Origin of the sequence: Pseudoalteromonas rubra (genome assembly GCF_004212645.1) — a bacterium.
Classification (GTDB): Bacteria; Pseudomonadota; Gammaproteobacteria; order Enterobacterales; family Alteromonadaceae; genus Pseudoalteromonas; species Pseudoalteromonas rubra_G.
On sequence record NZ_PPUZ01000049.1, the window covers coordinates 36,003 to 61,758 of the forward strand.

The 25,756-nt window shown below is 47.3% G+C and carries 27 protein-coding genes and 1 other RNA gene; 10 read left to right on the forward strand and 18 right to left on the reverse strand.

Annotated features, from left to right (window positions below; genetic code table 11):
• Nucleotides 1–12: 12 nt before the first annotated feature.
• Together C3B51_RS17685 and C3B51_RS17690 are read right to left on the reverse strand one after the other, a co-directional pair.
• Nucleotides 13–2,289 (reverse strand): aminotransferase class V-fold PLP-dependent enzyme, encoded by a 2,277-nt coding sequence (locus C3B51_RS17685; RefSeq protein ID WP_130245905.1) that lies wholly within the window; start codon nt 2,287–2,289, stop codon nt 13–15.
• A 147-nt stretch (nt 2,290–2,436) separates the two neighbouring features.
• Nucleotides 2,437–3,513 carry an AI-2E family transporter gene (locus C3B51_RS17690; RefSeq protein WP_125719166.1) on the reverse strand — a complete coding sequence of 359 codons (1,077 nt, stop codon included), beginning with the start codon at nt 3,511–3,513 and terminating at the stop codon, nt 2,437–2,439.
• 374 nt (nt 3,514–3,887) lie between these two features.
• Between C3B51_RS17690 and C3B51_RS17695 the strand changes: the two genes are divergently transcribed.
• The 5 genes from C3B51_RS17695 (at nt 3,888) to C3B51_RS17715 (ending at nt 7,563) form a co-directional block, all read left to right on the forward strand.
• Nucleotides 3,888–4,553: a hypothetical protein gene (locus C3B51_RS17695; protein WP_125719165.1), complete on the forward strand. Its 666-nt coding sequence runs from the start codon at nt 3,888–3,890 to the stop codon at nt 4,551–4,553.
• A 1-nt stretch (nt 4,554) separates the two neighbouring features.
• Nucleotides 4,555–6,006 (forward strand): M48 family metalloprotease, encoded by a 1,452-nt coding sequence (locus C3B51_RS17700; RefSeq protein ID WP_125719163.1) that lies wholly within the window; start codon nt 4,555–4,557, stop codon nt 6,004–6,006.
• 204 nt (nt 6,007–6,210) lie between these two features.
• On the forward strand, nt 6,211–6,558 hold the full coding sequence (gene arsC, locus C3B51_RS17705; RefSeq protein WP_125719161.1) for an arsenate reductase (glutaredoxin): 348 nt from the start codon (nt 6,211–6,213) through the stop codon (nt 6,556–6,558).
• Nucleotides 6,559–6,562: 4 nt separating this feature from the next.
• Nucleotides 6,563–7,114, forward strand: coding sequence for an NAD(P)H:quinone oxidoreductase (gene wrbA, locus C3B51_RS17710; protein WP_130245906.1), 552 nt, complete (start codon nt 6,563–6,565; stop codon nt 7,112–7,114).
• The gene (locus C3B51_RS17715) at nt 7,111–7,563 is read left to right on the forward strand and encodes a DUF2069 domain-containing protein (protein WP_125719157.1); all 453 of its coding nucleotides are present in this window, start codon (nt 7,111–7,113) and stop codon (nt 7,561–7,563) included. The genes wrbA and C3B51_RS17715 overlap by 4 nt, the downstream gene beginning before the upstream one ends.
• 57 nt (nt 7,564–7,620) lie before the next feature.
• Here C3B51_RS17715 and C3B51_RS17720 read toward each other — a convergent pair whose 3' ends face one another.
• The gene (locus C3B51_RS17720) at nt 7,621–7,944 is read right to left on the reverse strand and encodes an RnfH family protein (RefSeq protein WP_125719155.1); all 324 of its coding nucleotides are present in this window, start codon (nt 7,942–7,944) and stop codon (nt 7,621–7,623) included.
• Nucleotides 7,941–8,378 carry an SRPBCC family protein gene (locus tag C3B51_RS17725; protein WP_046004233.1) on the reverse strand — a complete coding sequence of 146 codons (438 nt, stop codon included), beginning with the start codon at nt 8,376–8,378 and terminating at the stop codon, nt 7,941–7,943. Before C3B51_RS17725 ends, C3B51_RS17720 begins: the two co-directional genes overlap by 4 nt.
• Nucleotides 8,379–8,507: 129 nt before the next feature.
• Between C3B51_RS17725 and smpB the strand changes: the two genes are divergently transcribed.
• Nucleotides 8,508–8,987 carry an SsrA-binding protein SmpB gene (gene smpB, locus C3B51_RS17730; RefSeq protein WP_046004234.1) on the forward strand — a complete coding sequence of 160 codons (480 nt, stop codon included), beginning with the start codon at nt 8,508–8,510 and terminating at the stop codon, nt 8,985–8,987.
• Between the two features lie 64 nt (nt 8,988–9,051).
• Here the strand turns inward: smpB and fabB are convergent, their stop codons facing one another.
• On the reverse strand, nt 9,052–10,266 hold the full coding sequence (gene fabB, locus C3B51_RS17735) for a beta-ketoacyl-ACP synthase I (protein WP_054017108.1): 1,215 nt from the start codon (nt 10,264–10,266) through the stop codon (nt 9,052–9,054).
• 180 nt (nt 10,267–10,446) lie between these two features.
• On the opposite strand from fabB, the gene mnmC reads away from it, so the two are divergent.
• Nucleotides 10,447–12,432 (forward strand): bifunctional tRNA (5-methylaminomethyl-2-thiouridine)(34)-methyltransferase MnmD/FAD-dependent 5-carboxymethylaminomethyl-2-thiouridine(34) oxidoreductase MnmC, encoded by a 1,986-nt coding sequence (mnmC, locus tag C3B51_RS17740; protein ID WP_130245907.1) that lies wholly within the window; start codon nt 10,447–10,449, stop codon nt 12,430–12,432.
• 33 nt (nt 12,433–12,465) lie between these two features.
• On the opposite strand, the gene C3B51_RS17745 is transcribed toward mnmC, so the two are convergent.
• Nucleotides 12,466–13,341 carry a flagellar protein MotY gene (locus C3B51_RS17745; RefSeq protein WP_130245908.1) on the reverse strand — a complete coding sequence of 292 codons (876 nt, stop codon included), beginning with the start codon at nt 13,339–13,341 and terminating at the stop codon, nt 12,466–12,468.
• 268 nt (nt 13,342–13,609) lie between these two features.
• Between C3B51_RS17745 and rnt the strand changes: the two genes are divergently transcribed.
• Complete coding sequence (gene rnt, locus C3B51_RS17750; RefSeq protein ID WP_130245909.1) at nt 13,610–14,272, forward strand: ribonuclease T; 663 nt, start codon at nt 13,610–13,612, stop codon at nt 14,270–14,272.
• Between the two features lie 43 nt (nt 14,273–14,315).
• Here the strand turns inward: rnt and C3B51_RS17755 are convergent, their stop codons facing one another.
• Nucleotides 14,316–15,950: a DUF342 domain-containing protein gene (locus tag C3B51_RS17755; RefSeq protein ID WP_130245910.1), complete on the reverse strand. Its 1,635-nt coding sequence runs from the start codon at nt 15,948–15,950 to the stop codon at nt 14,316–14,318.
• Nucleotides 15,951–16,538: 588 nt separating this feature from the next.
• Here C3B51_RS17755 and ssrA point away from each other — a divergent pair.
• Nucleotides 16,539–16,895, forward strand: a transfer-messenger RNA (tmRNA) gene (gene ssrA, locus C3B51_RS17760).
• A 40-nt stretch (nt 16,896–16,935) separates the two neighbouring features.
• Here ssrA and C3B51_RS23625 read toward each other — a convergent pair.
• The 10 genes from C3B51_RS23625 to C3B51_RS17800 form a co-directional block, all read right to left on the reverse strand.
• Complete coding sequence (locus tag C3B51_RS23625) at nt 16,936–17,112, reverse strand: hypothetical protein (protein ID WP_165389186.1); 177 nt, start codon at nt 17,110–17,112, stop codon at nt 16,936–16,938.
• A 186-nt stretch (nt 17,113–17,298) separates the two neighbouring features.
• Entirely contained in the window at nt 17,299–18,540 is a 1,242-nt protein-coding gene (locus C3B51_RS17765) for a type II secretory pathway protein (protein WP_165389187.1), read from the reverse strand.
• On the reverse strand, nt 18,518–19,594 hold the full coding sequence (locus C3B51_RS17770) for a zonular occludens toxin domain-containing protein (RefSeq protein ID WP_130245912.1): 1,077 nt from the start codon (nt 19,592–19,594) through the stop codon (nt 18,518–18,520). Before C3B51_RS17770 ends, C3B51_RS17765 begins: the two co-directional genes overlap by 23 nt.
• Nucleotide 19,595: 1 nt before the next feature.
• Nucleotides 19,596–19,967 (reverse strand): DUF5455 family protein, encoded by a 372-nt coding sequence (locus tag C3B51_RS17775; RefSeq protein ID WP_130245913.1) that lies wholly within the window; start codon nt 19,965–19,967, stop codon nt 19,596–19,598.
• 2 nt (nt 19,968–19,969) lie between these two features.
• Nucleotides 19,970–21,403, reverse strand: coding sequence for a hypothetical protein (locus tag C3B51_RS17780; RefSeq protein ID WP_130245914.1), 1,434 nt, complete (start codon nt 21,401–21,403; stop codon nt 19,970–19,972).
• A 64-nt stretch (nt 21,404–21,467) separates the two neighbouring features.
• The gene (locus C3B51_RS17785) at nt 21,468–21,704 is read right to left on the reverse strand and encodes a major coat protein (RefSeq protein WP_165389188.1); all 237 of its coding nucleotides are present in this window, start codon (nt 21,702–21,704) and stop codon (nt 21,468–21,470) included.
• 97 nt (nt 21,705–21,801) lie between these two features.
• Nucleotides 21,802–21,921 carry a tail virion protein G7P-2 gene (locus C3B51_RS24185; protein WP_430929846.1) on the reverse strand — a complete coding sequence of 40 codons (120 nt, stop codon included), beginning with the start codon at nt 21,919–21,921 and terminating at the stop codon, nt 21,802–21,804.
• 17 nt (nt 21,922–21,938) lie between these two features.
• Nucleotides 21,939–22,256: a hypothetical protein gene (locus tag C3B51_RS17790; protein WP_130245916.1), complete on the reverse strand. Its 318-nt coding sequence runs from the start codon at nt 22,254–22,256 to the stop codon at nt 21,939–21,941.
• 98 nt (nt 22,257–22,354) lie between these two features.
• Nucleotides 22,355–24,382, reverse strand: coding sequence for a replication endonuclease (locus C3B51_RS17795; RefSeq protein WP_130245917.1), 2,028 nt, complete (start codon nt 24,380–24,382; stop codon nt 22,355–22,357).
• A 14-nt stretch (nt 24,383–24,396) separates the two neighbouring features.
• Nucleotides 24,397–24,633, reverse strand: a complete 237-nt coding sequence (locus tag C3B51_RS17800; protein WP_130245918.1) for a DNA-binding protein — start codon at nt 24,631–24,633, stop codon at nt 24,397–24,399.
• A 102-nt stretch (nt 24,634–24,735) separates the two neighbouring features.
• Between C3B51_RS17800 and C3B51_RS17805 the strand changes: the two genes are divergently transcribed.
• A complete protein-coding gene (locus C3B51_RS17805; protein ID WP_130245919.1) occupies nt 24,736–25,104 on the forward strand; it encodes a hypothetical protein in 369 nt (122 codons plus the stop codon).
• Nucleotides 25,105–25,344: 240 nt separating this feature from the next.
• Here C3B51_RS17805 and C3B51_RS17810 read toward each other — a convergent pair whose 3' ends face one another.
• Nucleotides 25,345–25,572, reverse strand: coding sequence for a hypothetical protein (locus C3B51_RS17810; protein WP_130245920.1), 228 nt, complete (start codon nt 25,570–25,572; stop codon nt 25,345–25,347).
• Nucleotides 25,573–25,756: the final 184 nt, after the last annotated feature.

Here is a 25,756-nt window from a genome sequence, read left to right on the forward strand (position 1 = left end):
GGCAAACTTGCTTTAATTTAATGCCAGCCCGCCCTGTAAATTAGCGACCCGATCAAAGCCCAGTAACGCCAGCGTATGACCAGCCTGCATAGAACGATTACCGGTACGACACACCAGCAGGTAATGTTGCGATGGATCCAGTGCCCCGTTTCGCAGTACGTCCGTCATTCTGCTCAGCGGAATATTAAGCACCCGCCCTGTTGCCAGATCACCAAATAGATCCGTGATCCCGCGCCGAGACACATCCGATTCATAAGGTTCACGACAATCAATGATCACCCCTTTATGACATGCCAGCCAGTCTTGTGCAGCCGAGCGGTTCAGTGCTTTAACAGCAGGCACCGCGGCGTCCATCAGTGCATCAAGGAAACGCTCCCGGAATGTGCTGGCGTCACTGTCAATACTGACTTTTTGGTCAACAAATTCAGCGGTCGAACACGCCCCATTTAACAGCCGGCCCAGCAGAGGGCTAATCTGCACCTGCGCATGCCAGTTAATAGCAAAGCACTGCTGATAATCCAGCGCGCTACAGATCAAACTATCGTCATCCAGCATTTCATTCAGACGTAACAGAGTCTCGGCCATCGCCCCGGCGCGCACCGAACTCCCCTCACTGTCTCCCAGGCCTTGCGGTAACAACAGCTTACCGGCAAAACACGCAGACACATCTTCACCTTGCATCAATAAGTAGCAACGGTTTTCAATTTCGCTCTCAATATCTGGCAGCTTTAGAAGTGTCCCCTGCAACAAGCCCTCGGCGCAATCCATAGGCCAGCCAAATTCATCAAATGCTTCGTCGCTGATCAGGTTGTGAGCAAGTAAGTTCACCGCATCACTCGCCTGTGCGCTCAGATGGGTCTTAAGCACAGCCTTGCAAGCCAGCCCCTGTTTATCAAGCAGGCGCTGCAAACGCGGAACCAACTCAGGAACAGGATCTACAATCACTGCCTGTTTGTCGGGTGTGACATACAGCCAGCAACAGGCCCCCTGATGGCGCAACTGCGTCAAACCCACAGCACAGGCCTCCTGCTCCGGTGCAGTGCTATCCGATACCACCAGACAGTTATTCTCAAGAATAGGTTTCAGACTTTTGAGCGCATCACATGCACGTCGGATCTGCGCTTCACTGTCAGCAGGACCAAATGACAGCCTGATGGCATTCTCGCTTTGCCAGTCCGGTGCATTCATCGCATCCAGTACAAAACTGCGACTTGAGCCTGAACTACAGGCCGACCCGCCGCTCACTCGAATGCCCGCTGCATCAAGCAGATCAATCACTTCTTTACTGGTGAGGTGATCAACCGAAAAGTTCAACGTAGTTGGCACTGACAGCGCGAAATCATGATGGAAAGTAACCTGTTTAAACGTTGTTTCAACGGCTTCAGCCAGCATACTGCGGTGTTTTTCGAGCTGCTCTACCGGATTAAAAGGCGAGTTTTCCTTATCCAGTAACATATCAAACAGAGTACTCAGCGCGGCTATCCCAGGGATATTTTCTGTGCCGGAGCGCATTCCCGACTCCTGACCACCACCAGCGATAAAGGGCGTATAGGGGCTGCCGCTGCGAATATACAAAAATCCGATCCCTTTTGGCGCATAGAGCTTGTGGCCGGAAAACGGTGCATAATCTATTGTGGTTTTTGATAGCTCCAGTGGCAACTTGCCCAGGGCCTGAACACAGTCGACCATCCAGGCGGTTTGCCTGTTCCCTTCACGGATCACCTGCTCTAGTCTGCCAAGGTCCTGCTTAATGCCGGTTTCATTGTTAGCCGCCATAGTACATATCATCACTGCCTGCTCAATGTGCTCAGCAATAAAGTCCAGATCCAGCAAGCCTTTCGAGTCTACCGGGATCTCCAGGATTTCAGCGTTCAGTCCAAGTAACCGGTTCCAGTGTTTCAGGGTATTCGGTACCGCTTTATGTTCTGTCGCGCCATACATCAGAACCGGTTTTGCATATCGCTCGTGATGATGTTGCACATAATCACTCAAAGCCGAAACGATGGCCGTTTGGATCCCTTCTGTTGCACCAGAAGTGAAGAGCAGCTCGCCGCTGGTCGCTCCTATCACCTCTCTGCCTTTATTGCGCGCCTCTTCCATCAAGTGCTTGGCTTGCACACCGGTAACGTGGGCACTCGAGGGGTTGCCAAAGCACACCTGCATGGTATGTACCACGACCTTGGCAATCTCGGGTAATACCGGCGTAGTGGCATTGGCATCGAGGTAGATAAGTTGGTCTTGCTCAGACTGGATCACACGGCGCTCCTTTATAACAATATAGAATATCATATTCCATTCTACACAAAAGACCGGGCAAGCATAATAATCATTTGCTGTATAAATGAAGATCGTTATTCCAAAATGGTACAAGATAACATTCGCAGAGCAGCGGAAGGAGACAGGTGGTACGGCCGTACCACCTGTCAGAATAGGTAGTTATTCAGCCTCAGAGGCTAGGTACTCCTGATGTTGTGTCGACCAGGCGTTAAGGAGTGCTTTTACCAGCGAGGCCAGTGGAATGGCGAAAAAGACCCCCCAGAACCCCCACAAGCCACCAAAAAACAGCACGGCCACTATGATATAAACCGGGTTAAGATCAACGGCTTCAGAAAACAGTAAAGGCACCAGCACGTTACCATCCAGTGCCTGGATCACGCCATACACGGCTAATACGGTCCAAAACTCTGGCGCTAAACCAAACTGAAATAGCGCCACAGCGGCAACCGGCAAGGTCACAACAGCTGCACCAATAAAAGGAATTAAAACGGAGAAGCCAACCAGCGTGCCAAGTAGCGCTGCATAGCGCAAATCCAACACAGTGAAGGCAACAAAGCTGGATATGCCCACAATGGTGATTTCGAACACTTTACCGCGAATGTAATTCATGATCTGGTGGTCCATTTCTTCCCAGACCTGGTTAATGAGGCGTCTTTCTTTTGGCACCAGCTGCAATAAGCCGGCTGTGAGCTGACTCTTATCTTTAAGCATAAAAAACACCAGCAAAGGCACCAATACCAGATAAATCAGCCAGGCCACCACATCTTTAATCGACGTCAAAGACGCAGAGACGACCTGCTGGCCCAATTCAAACAACTTAGTTTCCACGGCACCCACCAGGTTTTGTACCTGCTCTGTAGTGATCAGGTTCGGATAATTATCAGGTAAGTGCAGCAAGTAGTATTTACCTTCTTCAATCATAGTGGGGGCTTCTTGCACCAGGTTACTGGTCTGCGCCCACAGCACAGGCACAATGCCAAACATCAGCGCCAGCATCACACCGACAAAAACCAGCATCACCAAATTAGTTGCCATCTGGCGGCTGGGCACCACCCGCTGTAAACGCGTCACCGGCCAGTCCAGCAAGTAGGCAATCACAATGGCCACTAACACAGGAATGATGAAAGTCCCAAAAAAGTATAGCAGCGCGGCCATCGCGAGCAACATCAGCAGTAAGGTCACTGAGTTAGGATCTGAAAACTTGGCCCGATACCAGGATTTAATGAGTTCAATCATCTAAGCACTCCACTTGGATAAAAAAGGGTTCTGACTGTTGGTTAAGGTGAAATACCCAACCTTGATTGTCTAAATAGCGCATTACATCTCGTAAGTCTTGTTCTTTGGTGTAAAAAAACCGTACGGCTTTAGCCTGGATTTTCGCTTGTTTCAGCTGCCACTTAAACTGGACAAAAAGTTGCGGGCACTGAAAAGATCGCAAATCACATTCGATCACTCTGTTTTGGGCCTTCTTTAATTCTACTTTCAACCTGTTACAACTCTTAGCCTGTGCCGGAGCACAATTCGGCTTTGCTCTGTGTGCAAACCGTATAGCCTGAACCCGGTCAATGCGTTATCCTTATAAAAGAGATAGTGATTTTTCGGATTTTCACATGCCTGGTGTAAACAACAAGGCGCGTTTGCCTGACAACCCAACCTTAAAAGAAATAAACTGGTTTAAAAAACAAATTAACTGGGGTGAGTTGCCGCCATTTTATCACCTTGTTGCCTCTTCAGTTAGTGAAGGCGAAGGTATTTTTCAGCATGGCTTTGAGCATGCCGTTAAACGCCTGCTGGACAAACGGAATTGGAACTTGTCCCTGCTCGGCGGATATGAAGATAGCAACGGTATGATCCACTGTGATAATGCACCTAGCCTGTCACTCCATCAGGTGTTTACCGACCGCGGCTTTGAACTGTGGGCCTATCCGATTGCCAAAGGCGTCAAAGTAGACAGTTACCTCAAGGAAAATAAATTTCTTGAGTTCAACGTCTGGGACCCGCATACCATGAAAGTGCTGCTGCGCTTTAACCAGCTGCATAAATTTATCGCCTTCTACTTTGAGCGCGGTGATACCGCAGACAAAGCACTGATCTTACATGCACATAAAGTAGTACACAAAACATTGGCCTTCCTGCAAAGAGAATTGAACATTGTGAAGGTAGATGGGGTCTCAATTAAAGATTTTTATATGTTGTGCGAAAAAGACGCCCGGGCATGCAGCGATGAAGTGGATATTGCCAAGATAATGCTCGGCGACGATTTAAATAAGGATTAAAATGCAGTTAAGAAAGCTTTTTCAGGCATCTGTGTGCGCCCTCGCTCTGAGCGTTTCAATGCCCGGCCTGGCTCAGCCGGCATTCAAACTGCCCGATCTGGGCACATCGGCAGTGCAGGTGCTCCCGATAGATAAAGAAAAAGCCATCGGCGAAATCATGATGATGCAGATCCGCTCTGGATCTAAATTAGTTCAGGATCCGGTACTCGACGAATACTTATCAACGCTAGGCAACAAATTGGTTGCCAATGCCAACGATGTTCGCTTTCCCTTTTCTTTCTTCTGGATTGATAATAAAGACATTAACGCGTTTGCGTTTTATGGTGGTCACGTGGGCGTGCATACCGGCCTAATGGCCCAGGCGGACAACGAAAGTCAATTTGCTTCTGTACTGGGCCACGAGATTGCACACGTGACACAACGCCACCTGGCACGCAGAATTCAGCAAGCCAGAGACAACAGCGCCCTCACAATTGCAGGCATGATCACCGGTATTCTGGCAACCGTTATCGCACCCGATGCCGGTATGGCAATTCTGTCGGCCAGCTCCACCCAATCTGCACTGAGTCAGCTGACTCATAGCCGCAAAGCCGAGCAAGAAGCCGACCGCTTTGGCATGCAGACACTATACAATGCCGGGTTTGACCCACATGCCTCAAGCGAGTTTCTGAGTAAACTGGCCGCTCAGGTGCGCTTTAAAAACAAAGCCCCGGTGTTTTTAATGTCTCACCCGCTGCCTGACTCTCGGGTCTCGGATGTCCGGTTACGAGCGCAGCAATACGAACAACGCTATGTGCCCAAAAGCCACCAGTTTCAGCTTGCAAAAAGCCGGGTCATTGCCAGATACCAGCTCGAAGGTGAGTCTGCACAGGCCTACTTTGAGCAAGCGCTGAAACACTCTTCAGATTTGGACAAAAGTGCACTGGAGTATGGTCTGGCCATTACCTATCTGGATCAGAAAAAGCTCGACCAGGCTCAGGCCGTTATGGATAAGCTACTCAATGCTGAGCCTAACAACTTGTTCTACCTGGACGTATACACAGACTTACTGCTGGCCAAAAAAGACTACAACAGGATCACTAAACTACTGGGCGAAAAGCACCAGCTAAGACCGAATAACCAGGTGATCACACTGAACTATGCCAACGTAGCATTAAAGAGTGAGCAGTATGAACTGGCAGAGCAACTGCTTAAAGTCTTTTTACTGGAAAAGCCCGACCATGTCCTGGCCAGGCAGTTGCTTACAGAGACCTACAAAAAAATGGATGCCAAAGCCAACTACCATGAAAGCCAGGCTAGCTTACTCAGCCATTACGGCGCCTTTATGCGGGCGGCTGACGAAATTCAAAAAGCCCTGAATCATGTAGAAAAGGATGAAACCGTGCGTCGTTTGCGCTTAAAAGCGTTGCTGACACAATATCGTGATATGCAAAAAGAGCTTGCGAAGTTGTAACTCAACTCAGTGCTGCCAGGGCTTTACTAACAATTTAGAAAGCCCTGGGCAGTGCATGTTCACTCCCTCAAACACACATGATTAGCGGCCCAATTTGATAGCGGCTTGTCGGCCTCACCCAATCGAAAAACATAGGCACGAAAGGCAGGATACGGTACAATTTGCGCTGAATCACATAAGTATTATTACCGTAAAGGATCTTGTATGTCAGTTACGATTTACCACAACCCGCGCTGTTCAAAATCTCGTGAAACTCTGGCTTTGCTCGAGTCACGCGACGTTCAACCTGAAATCGTTGAATACCTCAAAACCCCCATCGACGAAGACACGCTCAGCGACCTGTTACAAAAGCTCGGTTTTACCTCTGCACACCAGCTGGTACGTAGCAAAGAAACAATTTACAAAGAGCTGGGCCTGAGCAAAGACAGCGACGAAGCACGTATTCGTCAGGCCATGCTGGAAAACCCTAAACTGATTGAAAGACCCATAGTGGTTAAAGGCGAACAAGCCGCGATTGGTCGCCCACCAGAATCAGTACTGGATATTCTGTAACGCCATGCCTGAGATCTTAGTTTTATATCACTCGAGCCATGGCTCTGTTGCAGCAATGGCACATGAAATTGCGGAAACTCTGACATTTCACGGCGCACAGGTCAGGCTGCGTACCTTTGTTGCCAAAGAGGCCCATGACGTAGTTGTCTCAAAGCAAGATCTCATTGACTGCGACGCGCTGGCATTTGGCACGCCCACACGCTTTGGCATGATGGCGTCGCAGGCAAAAACCTTCTGGGAAACCACCAGTGATATCTGGCTTAAAGGCCAGCTTATCGACAAACCGGCGTGTGTGTTTTCTTCTTCCAGCAGTATGCATGGCGGTAATGAGGCCACTTTACTTAACCTGTCGTTGCCTTTGCTGCACCACGGCATGCTGTTGATGGGTGTGCCCTATGATGTGCCTGAGCTGCTGACGACCACCAGTGGTGGCACGCCGTATGGCGCAACCCATGTGGCTGGCATGGACAACAGCAGCGAACTGACGGACACAGAGCTGAAAATCTGCCGGGCACTCGCAAAACGACTGTATACCATTAGCAATAAGTTATCATGAGCAAGATCCCCAAAAAACCCGTGACAAAACGCTTTCAGGCCTCAGCCCTCATTGGCTATGTGGGCCTGTTAATTCTCATGCCCTTGTGGTTGTTTGTGTTGGCACCGCGTGAAGGCTACAGCACAGGCTTTGTGTTTGCCGTCTACATTTTACCTTTGCTGTTACCCCTCAAAGGCATTATTCAGGATAAACCTTATACCTATGCCTGGGCCAACTTCATTGTGTTGATCTACTTTACACACAGTCTCACCCTGCTGTGGGTGTCTCCCGAAGAAATGCCCTTAATTTTACTCGAATTGTTTTTTGCCACCTGCATGTTTATTGGCTGTACCTACTACGCCAGGCACAGGGGCCAGGAGCTGGGGCTGAAGATCCGTAAGCTGAAACAAGACCTGGCGGATGAAAAAGCAGCTTACGAGCAAAGTGAACAGAAAGACGAAGAGAAATAAGTCGCTCAGGCCATTGGGGTGTTGTGATTACACATCAACCCGATGGCCTGATGAGCATTAGTTCGACAGCGGACGACCACCGGTAATTTTATTGGCGCGCCCTTCTTCTTTGGCTTTTTCAGCCCGGCGACGACGCGCTTCTTTAGGATCGGCTATCAGCGGACGATACACTTCAACCCTATCCCCGGCGCGCACCACGTGATTCAATTTGACCGTTCTGTTCCAGACACCCAGACTCAGATTGGTCGGGTCTATTTCAGGGCAACGCTCTAAAATACCACTTTGCAGCACAACCTGCTCTACCGAGGTGCCTTCAGCCACATCAACACTGAGCGTTGTGGCCTTTTCGGGCAAGGCAAATACCACTTCAACCTGGATCATGAGCGCACTCCGTATACAATTTTTGCTCGCTGTGTAAAAGCCGACACCATGTTCTTCGCCACTTCATTGAAAATACGACCAAACGCCAGTTCAATCAACTTGTTGGCAAATTCAAACTCAAGCTTCAGGCACACCTTGCAGGCCTGCTCATCCAGCTCAATAAACTCCCAATAGCCATGCAAAGACTTAAACGGGCCATCTACCAGCTGCATTCTGACCCGGTTGCCTTCATACTGGTTCTTTGTCGTAAACCATTTGGTCAGACCGGCCTTGGAGATTTCAAGGCTTGCAGTCATGCCCTGATCCGAAGTATCTATTACCCGCGCCCCGGAGCAATGAGGCAAAAAAGCGGGATAAGCGTCAACATCATTGACCAAGTTAAACATTTCTTGTGTGCTGTACATCACTAACGCACTTTTTTCTACTTGTGGCATACGCTCTCCAAACTCTAACAAAGCGATTTTACCAAGGTTTTCAAGATTTATCTTGTTTGTGACAGTCGACTGGGGGAAAATAACCACAATTTTTGATCCGCGCCGATATACAAGGTAGACTACGCCATTATGGCAAAGAAAAAACCAAACAAATCAAATAGCAATACCATAGCGCTGAATAAAAAGGCGCGTCATGAGTATTTTTTACACGACAAGTTCGAAGCCGGTATTGAACTCCAAGGCTGGGAAGTAAAAAGCATCCGAGCCGGTAAGGTCAATATCACCGATACTTATATTCACCTTAAAGACGGCGAAGCCTTTTTGCTTGCCAGTCAAATTCAACCGTTAAACAGCGCCTCAACGCACGTTATTTGTGACCCTATGCGTTATCGTAAGCTGCTGCTTAAGAAGCGTGAAATTGACCGCCTGATCGGTGCCACCGAGCGCGATGGCTTTTCACTGGTCGCCACCGCCATGTACTGGAAAAAGTGCTGGGTAAAACTTGAGTTCCATTTGGCCAAAGGTAAGAAGATGCATGATAAGCGCGCCGACATCAAAGACAGAGACTGGTCGCGCGACAAAGAGCGTCTGATGAAGCACAAAGCCTAACGGCTGTCAGACACCCATAAAAAAACCGCCTTTTGGCGGTTTTTTTGGTTAATGGCAATCGCCATTAACCTTTATACTTTTGCATCACCAAAGTCGCGTTGGTGCCGCCAAAGCCGAAGCTGTTAGACATCACAGTGTTCAGCTCACGCTCGCGCATTTCAGTCACAATATCCAGACCTTGTGCCTGCTCGTCCAACTCATCAATGTTGATAGACGGTGCAATGAAGTTATTTTCCAGCATCAGCAAGGAGTAAATCGCTTCGTGCACACCTGCAGCACCCAGCGCGTGACCTGTCATCGCCTTAGTTGCGCTGATCGCCGGAGAATTGTCACCAAACAGTTCCTGGATAGCACCGAGCTCTTTCACATCCCCAACCGGCGTTGACGTACCATGGGTGTTCAGGTAGTCGATTGGGCCTTCGAGATCCTGCATAGCCTGCTTCATACATCTCACAGCGCCTTCACCAGACGGTGCAACCATGTCATAGCCATCAGACGTTGCGCCGTAGCCAACGATTTCAGCATAGATGTGCGCACCACGAGCCAGAGCATGCTCAAGCTCTTCAACCACCACGATACCGCCACCACCAGAGATAACAAAACCGTCACGGTTTGCATCGTAAGTGCGTGAAGCCGTTTCTGGTGCTTCGTTATACTTGGTAGACAATGCACCCATCGCATCGAATTCCATAGCCAGGGTCCAGTGTAGCTCTTCACCACCACCGGCAAAGATCACGTCTTGTTTGCCTAACTGAATTTGCTCTACCGCATTACCAATACAGTGTGCTGACGTTGCACAGGCAGAGCTGATTGAATAGTTAACACCTTTGATTTTAAACGGTGTTGCAAGACAGGCTGAAGCGGTACTGGCCATAGTACGTGGTACCATATAAGGACCTACGCGTTTAACGCCTTTCTCGCGCAGAATGTCAGCGGCTTCAACCTGGTACTTAGACGAACCACCACCTGAGCCGACGATAAGGCCAGTACGCTCATTAGACACCTGCTCAGGTGCCAGACCTGAGTCTTCAATCGCTTGCGCCATTGAAATATAAGAAAATGCAGCTGCATCTCCCATAAAGCGATGTGCTTTACGGTCAACCAGAGACTTAACGTCAATATCCAGCTTGCCCGATACCTGGCTGCGCAGATTCATATCTGCGAACTCTTGGTTAAAAGCGATACCACTTTTACCCGCTTTCAAAGATTCTAGTACTTCTTGCTTGTTGTTACCGATGCTTGACACTACACCGATACCCGTAATAACGGCTCTTCTCATGGGTAATTCCCTTAGGACTTTTTAAATTTACGCGTATTCTACGCTGAAACCAGGCACCAAGTGGTCAGCTTTCCAGCGTACACACGTACTCTGAACTGATATTTGTTAAAATGCAACGGACGAACGCAAATAAAATCCGTAAAATAGGCGGCAATTTAGTAGCGAACTTTTAGACACATTATGATACGCAACGCCCAGATACACTTTAACGACGCAGGCACGCCGGTTGCCGACAGCTTTGACGATGTCTACTTTTCAAACGATGACGGTCAGGCTGAGTCGGATTATGTTTTTTATACACAAAATAAGCTCAATACCCGATTGCTCAACCATGACCGGGACCACTTTGTGGTTGCCGAGACCGGATTTGGCACAGGCCTGAATTTTCTTAATACCTGGGCTCAGTTTCAGCGTTTGAAATCACAACGCAACGTTCAACGTCTTTACTTTATTTCATTTGAAAAATACCCGATCAAGATTGAAGATTTACGACAAGCCCTAAAAGCATGGCCAGATTTGTCGATTCAGGCACAACAATTGTGCGCACAATACCCGGATGCCGTAGAAGGCTGTCATCGCCTGGAATTTGATGAGGGTGAAGTGATCCTGGATCTGTGGTTTGGCGATGTGCATGCCTCCTTGCCCAAACTTTCTTATACACCAGATGGTCTGGTCGATGCCTGGTACCTGGATGGCTTTGCTCCCAGCAAAAATCCGGATATGTGGCAACAATCTCTGTTTGATGCCATGGCAGCGCTGAGCCGGGCCAATGCGACCTTCGCCACCTTTACTGCTGCGGGCTTTGTCCGTCGGGGCTTGCAACAGGCCGGCTTCGACTGTCAAAAAGTCAAAGGCTACGGCCGTAAGCGGGAAATGGTGATCGGTCAGTTTAATGAGGCGAACCCGCAGGCAACCAACCCTGAATACTATCGTCACCCTACTCGCAAGCTTGAGCGCGTTGCCATCATAGGTGGTGGTATTGGTTCGGCCTGTTTAAGCTATCAGCTTGCCAAGCGCAACATTAGCACCACCCTGTTTTGTAAAGATGACACCCTCGCCGGTGGTGCATCGCACAATCGTCAGGGCGCCGTTTATCCCAACTTGCAGGCCGAGTACAGCACCACCAGTGAGCTGTATGCTTTGAGCTTTTTATACGCACGGCGCTTTTATCAGCAAATCGAAGCGGCCGGCTTTGGCTATGATCATGACTGGTGCGGCGTGCTGTTGCAAAGCGTGACCGAAGGTAAAAAAACGCAGCACCAGAAAATTGCCAACAGCGATTTATTCCCAGACTCATTGATACGCTATGTCTCGGTAACAGAAGCACAAAAGCTGGCCAATATCGACACCCCATTCGATGGTCTGTTTATTGAGCAGGCTGGCTGGGTAAGCCCGCCGCAGCTGACCGAAGCCGTGTTTAGCGCTGCGCAAGCGAAATGCCCTGGCCAGCAGCACTTAAATGCAGATGTCAGCGAACTCGACAAGCGCGAAGATGGCTGGTACTTACACGTAAATAAGCAATGGCTGGGCCCGTTTTCCGACGTCTTTGTTTGCGCAGGCGAGCACAGCGATGGGTATGCTCAGACTCAGCACTTAGGGCTGCACGGCGTGCGCGGTCAGGTTTCTCATATCCAGGCCGGCGAAGCCTCTTCCGGGCTCACGACGGTGTTGTGCCACAAAGGGTACTTTACGCCCAGCGCACAGGGCGAACACTGTATGGGCGCAACATTTGAAAAATACAGTAAGGGACGTGAAGTTACTGAACAGGATAACGCCACCAACCGTGCTCAGCTACAGGGTTTTTATGGCGATACCCAGTTTGATCAAAGCCTGGGTGAGATCACAGGAGCCAAAGCGGCGGTACGTTGCTGCTTTAACGATCATTTCCCTATGGCAGGCCAGGTGCCGGATCCAAACAGTTTGTGTGACGCTTTTGCCAATCTTCGCCGTGGCAAGCACAACGACTTTGCGCCGCTTGCTCAGCCTCACGAAGGTCTGCACGTTGTGACCGGATTTGGCGCTCGCGGATTGTGCAGCGCACCTTTGGTGACAGAGCACCTGGTTGCAGCGTTGTGTGACGAACCCCGTCCGCTCAGCGAGCGGCTGAATCAGGCACTGCACCCTGCCCGCTTTGTGGTTCGGGACTTGATCAGGAATAAAATTTAAAATGTCAGCGGGCTCCCAAAATGGGAGCCTTTTTTATGGTTTGGAAATTTGAATCACAACGCGGCGGTTTTTATCACGCCCGATCGGCGTGTCGTTTGGTGCAATATGGCGCTTTTCGCCAAACCCATCGGTGACTATCTTATCTTCTGGTATGCCCTTTGACGCCATATAGGTTTTAATGGCTTCAGCCCGTTTTTTCGACATCGCCATATTAACCGAGCGGCCGCCGTAACTGTCTGTGTAAGCCGAAATATAAATCGATTCAATCTCAGGGTCGTTATTGAGGTACTCCCCAATCATATCCAGCCGTTTACGCGACGACTTGGTCAGTTCGCTGCTGTTGAACTTATAGTTCATCACAGTAAAAGCAATGTCTTCGAAGCTGTAAGGCAGCAGATTATCGCGGCACTGCAAGAACTCCCAGTAGGCATTTTTAAAATTCACTGAAGACAGCGCCACTGAGATTTGATCGTGCTGGTTCTGCCAATCCTGATAATAAAAAGTGGGATAATAGCCCTTCTCGAGCTCTGTCAGCATCTCCCAGCTGATATCGTTGGTCAGTTCACCATCAAATTTCTTCAATAACTTCATCTGGCCCATCACCCGTGCTGGCAACCCGGCTCGCCACGCTGGCGGCACCGATTCCAGCCCGGCGAAATCGTAACTTTCTGGCCTGACTACCATATCCAGATTAAAAGTGAGATCTTTGTTTTTACTCGCCGTTGCCGAGAAAATGGCTTCGCCGTAATACGGCACTTCGTGCGACAGTGCGCACGACAATCGAGTGGTTCTGTCGACAAACCACTGGGAGCTGTCTGCTGTGGCAGAGTATTGCCGCATTGCACCATGCGCCTGCAGCGTTAGCATACTCAGGGTGGTCGCAATAATCAGATTCGCTTTAAACTTCACGCTCTTACTCCGCTTTGAACAAAAATACCGAACCGGGCGCACTGATAGAGTGATCAATGCCTGCGTCAGTAAACACCTCACCGGTTTATATCGCAATAATCACAAGCAATAATCATGCCTTTAAAACCAGACTTTCGTGGCAAAGTTCTGACACGTGCAGTCTTTACGGTGTTTACCTTGCTTTACGTGCACGAAGCACGCCACTAAATTCGCATCTTTAGCTCTGATCAGTATAATAGGCCGCTCATTTTAGTAAACCAAGCAGATTATGGCAGAACAAGAGCAAACCCTATTCGCAAAGCGCTTTCGCGGCTTCTTTCCGGTCGTCATTGACGTTGAAACCGCAGGCTTTAATAAAGACACCGACGCACTGCTGGAAATTGCCGTCAGCATGCTTAAGATGGACGAACAGGGCCTGCTCAGCCTCGACCACACGGTACACTTTCATGTTGCCCCGTTTGAAGGCGCCAATATCGAGCAGTCGGCGATTGATTTTAACGGCATTGATCCCTTCAGTGCGCTGCGTGGTGCAGTGGCGGAAGAAGAAGCCATTAAAGAGATCTGTAAAGCTGTGCGCAAAGCACAAAAGGCCGCGGGGTGTCAGCGCTCGGTGGTAGTGGCACACAATGCCGCATTTGACCACGGGTTTTTGAACGCAGCCATTGAACGCTGCAAAATCAAGCGCACTCCGTTTCATCCGTTTGTGAGTTTTGATACTACCTCGCTGGCCGGACTAGCATTGGGGCAGACCGTGCTGGCCAAAGCGTGTCGCACCGCGGGCATTGAGTTTGATAACAGTCAGGCGCACTCAGCGCTGTACGATACAGAGCGCACCGCGGAGTTGTTTTGTCATATTGTCAATAAATGGCAGGCTTTGGGTGGCTGGCCTTTACCTGAGAGTGACGAGCAAAGCAACGACGCATCGGCATAAGCCACCAAAAAGCGCGATACCCACCAGAGGTATCGCGACTATATTACCCGGTCGCAAACTCCTGCGTTATCTTGCCTTCATCCAGCAACACAGAATGCGGCGGATAGATCCGCGAGAAAGATTTGCTGTCGCGGGCAATGGTCAACTCAATCCCCGGGTGCATCAATTCGTTGATCTTGATCCGGCTCATTTTTAACAGCCTTGCCAACTTGTGCTGAACCAGTTTTATATTGCGTTGATTACGCGCGTAATGCTTACTGAGTTGTTTTTCATTCTGAGCCAGTTTAGTAAGATAGGCATCGCGCTTATTCGAGGCCGGTGCTTTTTGCGCTTTGATCTGTGCACGTTTCAGGGCAAGGGTTTTATCGGTAAGACGTTTTTCAAGCTCTTTAAATTCTTGTTGTTTTTGTTTTAACATGTGCCAGTCCTGGGCCAGCGCAATGCGCGTTCGGGTACCCGAAGGTGCGCCCACTTCACCGGCTTCAATGCGCATTGCATCATAGACTGTACCGCCTATCAGTTTGCCTCTGGGCGTATCGCCTTTTCCAACCCGGATCATGCGCTTAGCTCTGAGGTCGCAATGTAAAACCTGGCGCTCAATCAACAAGTCCTGCTCAGATTCGATATGGCAATACTGTGCATAGCCAACAGAGACGGTACGCTTTGCTTTGACACAACAGCTGAAGTCTTCACCATCCTCGCGCTTACGACCAATCACCCCCAGCATCACTGTTACGGTGCCATTGCTTTCAAGGTGCGCCGACTCAACAAAGCCGATCACGGTAATGTCGCCGGAGGCTTTGATCTTCATGCCGTCTTTTACATCGCCGCTGACAATGACACTGCCATCAAATTCTATATGGCCAGTGGTGGCATCTACCTGATCGTAACACAGTACATCGTCAACCCTGATCCCACGCGGGATAGCTACGGGTACACCTTTAGAATCGGCGATCAATAGGTTGGGATCGTCAGGAGAAATTTTGGTGCCTTCTGGTACCTCCAGCGCAAAGTCTTTACCCTGTTTGGGCTCAAGCACATCGCCAAATACTGAATAACCCTCTTCACCAGGCGTTGGTGGCACACGCTTCATCAGCGGACTGCCGGGACTGACGGTAATAATGGCGCCGAGATCTCGCATATCAACCTTGCCACCGTCTTTTTGCTGCGGACTCAGCACTCTGTCCTGCGCTGTCATACACAAACGGACAAACCGGGCATCAGTGCCATCTTTAGCCCGCTGACCATGGGCGACAATACCACTGTAAACACTCCCGGGAGACTGCTCAAACTGCTGACCGAGGAAAGTATCCAGCGCTTGCTTACTTATCCCCCGTTTTACGCCGGCGGCTTTAAGCGCTTCGCGGGCCTGGTCCATGGTAATCATTTTACCGCCACGTGCTGTCGTCAGTCGTGCTTCTGCCATCATATTGCTGTCGTCTACCCGAACTGTCAGCTCGGCATCAACCGCTTTGGCAACGATTAAAGAATCCTTTTCTCTATCATCCGACGGCGAAAACAACTGCCCGATATTGGCATGTATGATATCAAAGTCGGCATAAGGAGAACTTTCCAGCGCTTCAACAAGCTGCGCGGAACTGGCCGGAAATCCGGTATTTGCAGGGTGTTCATTGATTGAAACGTACCCCGACTCCTCATCAAAATGAAACAAAGACATCACTTACTTCCCGAAAATTATGCATGATGTTATTAGAATTATTATGCACTACCAGGTCTATACATAGGACAAGTGCCACTGTGTAACCTCTTCATATTGTATTGCATCCGTGCTGACAATCGGTGTAGAGCCTATACAGAAAACAGCCTGTTATGCCATTGCGGTAAAAGAAAACATGCTTTTTACACGCCAGGCACTAAGTCCCGTCATTTTACATTTGTACCTATTTATACAGGGTTATCTTGCCATGCAACAAAAATTATTTGGAAAAAATACAACCAAAGTGCTATATTTTCCATAATCTAAGATGCAGCCAAAATTCAAAACCAGCTAAAACAGGAACAAACCGGTCAAACTGACCAACAACAGTGCGTTAAAACAACCATTGCCTTGCCTTATTTGAGCACAACCTTTCCTAATTGTTAAGCCCAACCAGCTCCTCAGTTACACAAAATATAAACGATTGTAAATGAGGCTTGAGTATAAAACCGCCAAGTAGCTATTATCATTGTACTTATCGGCAAACTTCGCTTGAGCTTTAGGGATTTTATTGGGTATAATCACAATCACTGACTGAAAGAGATTTCAGGGGCTGATTAGGATTCGACAGGATTCATGAAGCCTGAGGTGCATGTCGAGGGGCGGTTGGCCTCGTAAAAAAGCCGCATTTAAAGTAATCGCAAACGACGATAACTACGCTCTAGCGGCATAATAGCCCGCTAGCACTCCTCCATGAAATGCTTGTGGTTCTGGTTCTGGAGTGTCACCCTACACAAGATCGCTACGGAAACCTTGGCCGGGGTTGAAGGGCTAAAACTAAGCGGCCTCGCCTTTACTTATCGTGTTCGTCCGAGACTTAAAGGTTAACCAAAAGACGATACTAAACATGTAGGACCGAAGGTCGACGCTTTCTGGACGGGGGTTCAAATCCCCCCAGCTCCACCACTTTAAAGTGTTATAAAACAGCCAGTTAGAGATACAATCTTTAACTGGCTTTTTTGTGCCTGATGGAAAGTGTCCACATCGTGACCACATCGTTTTTTGAAAACTCGCGACTTGTCCACCAAGGATGCGCATTGCCATTGTTCAGAGCAATTTTTACTGCGCGCATGGAAAGTTTTTTGACCGGTTCAATTCTGAGTGTGCTTGCGCTGGCCATCAAGGGGCACGCCCCTTAATAATCCCCTTGCATTACTGCCCCGCAATGTTAACCAGTGATTTCATTCGATGCAGATTTAAGCAAAAAAAATAGTCAGGGGCGAATTGGTTGTGATGTTACTTTGCAGCCCCACCTACTGCGTAGGCAGGGCTGCAAAGTAAATGACGGGATATATTGCCCTATGCTGCCTTAGAACACTTGGACTTTTAGCATCACAGTTAGCTCGCGCTGTACGACATTGTTTGATTCAGTTTTGAATAGATGGCCAATCAGTGGAACGTCCTTGAGAACCGGCACCCCCTCTTCACTTTTTCTATTTTCCTCACTCACCAAGCCGCCAAGTACAATTGTCTGGCCGCTTTTAACTGAAACCGTGGTTTGGATTGAGCGCTGATTTGTCACTATGTCGCTCGCAATAGTCGAGTCCGTTACACTAGACGACTCCTGACTGATTTTAAGAATTGCCGTACCATCTTCTAACACATGAGGAGTAACTGACAACGAAACACCCACATTTTTACGCTCGATACGGGTAACACTTTTACCTGCATCAGTGACTTCCTTAGCAATCAAAAATGGAACATTCTGACCCACAGAAATAGCGCCTTGCTCCCTGTCCATGACCAACAAGGTTGGAGTAGACAGTATTTTTGTATTCTTCACTTTAGCTGTTGCCGATATTAAAGCTCGAATATCGCCACCACTTGAATACATCAGATTCCCACCAAGGCCAGAGCTAAGTGAGCCGAGTGTATTCGACGTAAATGTGAAACCTGTTTGCTTCAATGCAGTTGAAAGGTCCACACCAAATGAGAAGCCATCACCCGCATCAGTTTCCATGATAATCGCTTCAATTAGGACTTGCCGAATAGGTGAATCTAGCGCCCTTCTGAGCCCTGCAAGTTGCTCATGCACTTCAGGTGATGTAATTGCCAGTATCGAATTTGAATTAGGTAACACACCGGCACTAGGAGTTTGAAATTTTATGTCATCAAACTTTTCCATAAACTGTTTATCGGTATCGGGGGTTTTTATCGCTTGCTGAAACAGCGGCAAGACTTTCGTTGCCTGTATGTTTGAAAACTTATAAACCACTGACTCCAAAGCCCCTACCGTTATCAACTGATTGGTATTGTTTTCGATACGTACAACATCCCCATAATCAAGCATAACTAAGTTATTAGACTTGGTTATATGGTCAAGCAACACCATCAAATCGACAGTTGAAACCGAAGGAATATCAGCAGTCAGAAGCGTTCCCGATACAGAGGAACTAACGACAATAGTTTTTCCCGTAACATGAGAAAGCCACTGTGTCAGCTCTGTTATTGGTGTATTTCTGAGCTGGATTGGTTTGTTTTGTTTTTCGGCGAACGCTGCATTAGAAACAAACAAACATACAAACAAACTAACAAAAAACCGTTTCATCATTCGCATCCTTATGAAGTGTGATGTGGCAGGCATGTTTAACTGTCACTTGATAGCCCATAGCTGTTAACTGACTGGATGAATAAGACTTTTCGGGTGAGGAGATAATAAAGCGCTCAAAATTTGGCAAAGAAGAATATGAAATTATTTTGAAATCACTGAAAGCGGATTTCGTAGCAAAAGCATCACCCTGGCTTGTTTGTTCCTGCCCCCCTTTATCTAAACTACCCTGTTCACTGTTGGGCTCATAAGATACGTACAAATAAATACTGGGTATGAGTGCTCCAAATAGGACCAGTTTAAGACGAGACCACTTTTTCAAATAAATTTTGGTAATTCTCATGATGTTTCTCACTGTACACGGCACCTGATATCTGCCATGTGTGTAATATGGGGGTAAGACTGAGTAGGTCGAATTTGAGTAATTGGGACTAAATATTTGCTTTGTGTCGTAGCATGGGTAAAGGCTACTTCCGACTGTCAACCACTTATCAACAGTGATGGAATTGTTCGCCACGCCATATTTAACTATGCCAAAGTGAATACGGGGCAAGGGCAGCTTATTGCCCGTTAACATCCAGAAAAGTGTTCCAACTAAGGGAATATTCAAGCGGTCAGTTCTGCGGCAGTAAACAACCAATTCCCCTAACGCTTCGCGCGCTTGCTTATCGACCAATGAAATATTCTGAATTAAAAAGTCGATGTCCCATCCTCTTTTCCTGGCATGTAAGAACCAGTCAATGATCTCTTGACGACTCTTATCATTCCACGTTCGAGAGTTAAACCATGTGCCACACTCATCGAGTACGATCAGGCCATTTTTAGATTCATCATAGCTGTGGTTGCCAATGCCAATATTGATAAAGTCCTCGACACTTGGCTTGTCTGGTAGTCGATACAAGCGAGTGTTCTTCTTATCTCTGCCAAGCATAGGTACTAAATTTATATCTAGGTTGGTTGCAACTGGCAGCCCTTTCATTAACCTGTCTTTGATTCGGGAAACTGAATTTAAACTTTTGCCAGACCCAAGTTTTCCGGTAATAAAATGAACGGTCATATCAACGCCCCTGTGCAAAAGATTCTATAAAATACACTTTCCAAACCCACACATAACGGACTGCGTGCGCTGACACAATGGAGGACAAGCAGACTGCTGCGTTATCAGGAATGACAAGCGAAGCCCCATGAATCAACCCTTCCGGAGCAACAACAGAAATTGCTAGTATTAACGCCTTGATAGCTGCGAAAACAGCGAGAGTGAGCCCCGAAACTGCGGTAACAATAGTCAGCTGCATAGCCACTTTAGTTGTCAGATATTTTGCAAAGAACGCAATGACCTGACCGAACAACCCGGCGAAGAACGCAATTAAAGCAGGAAATCGCATCATACTTGCTGCACCGGTAATAATAGGTAAAAGAAATGCGGGCATATCTATACTCCTTGTTTCGCTGGCGTACCTCTTGGGACAATGCCAGTCGTTAGTATGTTAATTAAGTTGAAAATGGTATAAACACCTAAAATCCAAGCGAAAAGCTCCTTGAATTTGGTAGAAAATGCACAAGAGATTTCGTAACGTTTACCCTGATAATCAAACAGTGTTAAAGGCCGGCATTCCGTCGCCTGTGGGATTACATCGGTAAAATAGGAAAGCAACGACTCAATAGCCGATTCGTCCAGGTCGTTACCCAAAGGGCTTGTTTGTGAGAACTCGTTTATCTTGGTCTCAAAATTCGATTGATAGCCTGTAATCTCGCCGTCGAAATACTCCCCTAACGTGTCGAATATGTTTTTCATTCCAGCAGTTGTGATACCGTGAGGGTTCTCACAGTAATTATTTTCAATGCTTGGCACACAGCTTTCACCAGGTTTCGGCTCTGTATTTTGTTTTATGCTATTAAGCAGTTGATTAGTCGCATCAAGCTTCGAGTTTGTACTGTCTATCTTCGGGCTCAATGCATCAGTCTGCTGTTGAATAGACTGCCTGGTAAGATCAAGTTCAAATGCATTTCCAGCCTGCAAATCCCTGACAGCCGTGTTAAGTTGAAACACAGAGTCGCGCAGTAAATCAGAACGCAGTTTGTTATCGTCATTTAACTGTCCTATTGAAGCACTGAGGGCTTGAGTCTGATTTATTAACCCTGCATTGATACCGTCACGCACAGAGTCGCCAGACTGTCTGACACTGCCACTCAAATCAGTTAGCTTATCTATGACTTGCTCACCAGAGTGGTTTTCCTGTTGTCTAAATTCTTCAATTTTCTGAATGAGACCAGATAAATCAATATCAGGGTTTGGTGTCGGATCTGGGTTTGGATCTGGGTCTGGAATATCCACTGGGCAAATCGCATCAGCTAGGCGATATGAACCATCGCTGCATTGCTGTATCGGTGGTCGGTCACAACCTGGATAGCCCAGTAAGTCAGGTGGAAAGCCATCAGAGCATTGATTATTACACTGGCTTGAGTCTGACAAAATACAGTCTTTATTCATCAAGTCTATTGTGTATCCATCCGGACAGTACTTGTCCTGGAAGCTCATGTATATGCACACCGTTTTCTGCCTTTGTGCATTATCAACAGGGTCTATATAGGGAACTTGGACAAGCGAATTTAGTCTGACGCCGTTTGATGTTTGTGGACAGTCAGCGCCATTTGGGTCTAACCAATGTTGACCGCGATACTTAATCGGGTCTAGCACATCATTCCCTATCAGGAAGCGCCCTTCAGCCATTTGTGAGTAAGACTGAACAAATGCAAGACCACTGGGCGCATTTTCCGTCACGATGGGCAGTAAATTAGTGGTCGGTTGACAGTTTTCAGCGAAAGATGATGCTGATAATAAAGACAAAGCAGCTAACAATCTCATTTTCATTCCTTAGATCAAAAAAGGACAGCGAGCTGTCCTTTGCTTAAAGTATGAGCCTGCCCTGTTAAGTCGCCTTTGAAACAAAACGTTTGAACAGTTTGATGATCACAAATGCAGATGTGACTGAAATCAGGATTGGCCAGGCCAATGTTTCCAGCTCACTAATTTGCGTGGTGAATTTCGCAAAAGCTTCTGTGATACCACTTGGTAATGCAGTTGTGGCAAAAGCCGAAGCGCACGCAAATGTTGACGTAATTAAAAGCCCTGCTTTTGATAACTTAGATTTAAGAATGTTTTTCACGATATAGTTTCCTCTGTTAGTCGCTTTAAAAATAACCACCCTGCACCAATGCCCCAACCAAGAGCAAAAGCACCGAGAAAGTAGGAAGTTAACGTAATCATCGTTGACCCCCTGAAATTAAACCAAGGCCAAAACAAGCAACGAGGCCCAGGCCAAAAATCAGGTCATATAGCTGACGACCCAATTCAATGAAAAGCTGAAATTCGTCACTCGACATCCGGCTTTCCTTTTGGGTTACTTAGTTTGATGTGTAGCTATTGAGTTCAAACGGAAGCCCTTCCACTCCATTTGACGCGCCACATTTGCACCTTCGTAATACTCAAGATTGAGTAGCACTGGCTTCAAGCCCCATCCGTTCGGGTCGGACTGGAGTTTTTCTAGCTGAGAAAATGTGCCATTTGCCATTTGCTCATTCGTAACCTTCACCGTCCAAATGCTTGCCGGGCTTTTAGTGTGGAACTTAAATTCAGCGGTTTCTGGTAATGGCGCGCCTTTGTCGTCCGTCCGATTGACGCGCTGTAAGTCTGTGATTGCACCTTCGATACTGGCCATGGTTATAACTCCTTTGAATAGTCTTCAATAAGTTGATGTTGTGACCTGAGTAGGTCGTTTAATCTGTCGTTTTGCATGTGAAATCCGTTAGGTTACAGTTAATGACACAAGTCCAAGGCGACTTCGTCGCTATTGACTACAGAAAGCGCCTCGTAATCCATGAAAAGGCACATGTTCTGATAGTCCTCAACAACACAAGATTCCAAGAACTGCATTTCCTCTACACTTGGCTGTTCAAAGCGGCCATCATCTACCCAATTCTGAATCGACTCAGAAACTCCAAGCATAATCTTGCGCTGTGCATGGATGTCTTTTTCACTCAATACCTGATTCGTGCCGCGACGAGTAATCACAACAACAGAATCCCATGCAACACCAAGAATGCGTTTTGCTGGCATATCGCCGTATTTAGTGGAAAAGTAAGGCGACTTTGATTCACTTCGGCTTATCTCCCCTGTGATTTGGTCAACGATGTCAGGAATTTGATAATGAATGCGCACCGCTTGGTCTTTGCGTTTAACCTGCACACCACCCATCGCAAGACAGAAAGCCGCCCAATCGGAAGCGTCAGCCGCAGCCCTTACTTTCTCAAGGGCGTAACGAGAAACCGTGTCTAAGTTCGTGTTCATAGAGTTTGCAACCTCACATTTGCCGCTTTCACCCATGCCAAGGCGTCTCAGTTCGCGCCATGTGGTAACGCTTGGGCCGCCGATTTGCTGAAAACGTCTGATGTTAAATGTGCTGGCCCATGTGGATGCGCGCTCAGCGGCATCAGCTGGAGCGATAGAAATCTTTCCTGCTTCAGGACAAGTCACTTGATTGATGTGTTCACCGTTTACAGCTTTGGTGATGTATTTGGCGATATAACCCGCCGCACTGCCTTTGCTTTTGTCGATACTGATAGCTTTAAAACGAGTGGATGATGTACGAACTTCGCCAGGCGTATCTTTAAGTGCCAGTGACTTTAAAATCTTGCGCGCTTTGACTGCCTGACCTTTCGCCATAAACAGGAGCATATGCCAATGTGGGCAACCATCATGATGGGGTTCAACAACACGAAACCCATAAGGGCGAATACCTGCCTTGGCAAACAAAGCCCTTGCTCGTTTCCATAAGTCATTGAAATAATCTTGTGCATCATTGGGCGTTGAGCCATCATATTTACGGTTAGGAATACCGCTCGCATGTACAGAATGAAAACGACTGGGTGCAGTGATAGTGTAAAATTCCCCACGATGACCTAGCATTTTTGAGCACTCTTCAAAACCACGAATACGCACCATAAGCTCCGCAGCGAGCTGTATACCTGAGGTGGAGCTTTTAGCCGCTACATCTTTAAGTGACTCAAACTCGTCGAAGGGACTGGCGTCATGTGGAACGACGTACAAATCATTCATAATTTCTTCTGATTTAGCGTTACGCTCGCGCTTTCTGCGAATCGTAAACTCGCTTACATAAGGAGATGACTTTTTGTGCACCGTACGCATATCACGGGCTAACTGCTCGATGACAAGCGCCTGCTTTTTACGCAACCGGCGACGCCACCATAACGGACAAGCCATCCGATTTAGTGCGCCAGTCAATAAAGCCATGACACTTTGGCGATAGGCTGGGGGTAATTTTGAGCGCTCAGCAGGCGAAACCGTAAAATAAGTATCATCAAACTTAGGTGGCTCAACGCAATACATGCGAAAATCGTTGCAAAGCTGTTTGTAGAACTTGTAAGTGTGCTGATTGCACTTAATACGCAGCTCGAACAGGCGGGCTTTGTCCTCTGCGATCTGGCATAGTTCGTCATCTGAAACGCTTAGGTTGATGCCGCCCATCGTTAATACTCTGTCCGCTTCTAACAACCGTTTGCGCGCTTCTGAATAACCGAAGAACTTATCAGTGACTAAGTAACCATTGGCAAGCAAGATGGCCAAGTTACTATGTGTCTGTAATATTTGTGAACGCAAATGGTGACTATCTAATTTTGACTCTGCTATACGCTGCTTGATGGGTAATTTAGCGCGCGTAACGATGGCCTGTGCACTTGTATCAGGTCCAATGTGAGCAATAGCATTTTCAGCCGATTGTGTTGGGAATGTTTTCTCAAAAACTGTCAATTGGCGTTCATGAAGCATGGCGTGCCCTCCCCTTAAATTTGAAAGTCTAAATTCGCGGCTTTGGCTGCCTCTGCATATAATGCAACCATGTTGATATACTTTTTCACTCGTGCGGGGTTTTCATGGGGCGCACATGGCGGCGTATAGGTAGGCAAACGCCCACTTGCGACGGCGTTCACGACGTCCTTTACCTTTTGACCTTGTAACCTGGCGTATTCGTCATAGGTTAAAATTGGAGATGTGAGAGATAAAACTAAGCGGTCACTCATGTTATATTTCCGTATAGAGACGATGTCATTGCAAATTAGACTAATCCATAGATATTTTCTATGTCAATAGAAAATATCTATGTATTTTGGAGTTAGTATCAGATGAAACTTAACAATGCTGAGGAAGTGCTTGAAAAGCTTAGAGTTCTATACGAGTGTAAAACCCTAACAGAGTTATCAAGAAAGTTCGGTAAAAATACAAGCTGGGCAGCCCAGGCCAAAAAAAATAACGCTATCCCATACAGTGAATGCGCCCAAGCTTGTATTGAATTTGGGGTTTCAATGGATTGGTTTTTATTTGAAAAAAACACCTCAAGCCTAAAAAAGAAAGAGGTTCTAAACGAAGTCCAGGATGGTCTTTTTGAAGCTCAAACGCTTGAAGTGGTATCAGGTTTAAGTGCTGAGCAAATCAAAGTCGCTTCAACCCTGGTTTTAAAGCGACTTGAATCTAAGATCATGTTTTCTGATTAGTGCCTTTCCCCTCAATACTTGAACGCCATAGCCAGCTTTTAAAAAAGTCATCACCGCTCGAAAGCTGGCTAATAATCATCAACTCATTGCAATCGGCATTAGTGCATAGCACAGCCTCAGTCACTAAATGAAGCTCAAGCTTATGATTGGGGCTATATATTTTTGTGGGAACAGACACAGCTATAAGGTTTGCCCCAGCCAATAAGGTATTGCAGCGAGGGCATATAAAGCTCGATAAAGTCATTTCGAATATACCTCACCGCCATGCTTACGCTCGCGGTATCTGGATACTCTGACTTTCCAGCTTTCGTAAGCATTTACCTTATCATCTAAGGGCATTTCGCCGATTGATTCAAAGTCCTCTAATAGCTCATGGGCGAGTTCATCAAGTGTTTTACTCTCGTCATCATCGGCACGGTAAATCGCTAATAATGTCAGAAATAACATAGCACCAAAAAAATAAAGCATCTTCAACTCCAATAATTCGTTCACCAGAAATGTGTTTATTAGAAAATTGAAAGCCTTAGGCGAACCTAGGCTGAAAAGCTCATATTGAATATGAGTAAAATGCTCTATATGTTGGAGTAGCGTGGCGCTATGAGCAGAAAAGCCAACACAATTAAGCTAATCCACAATCAGTAGAAAATCAAGC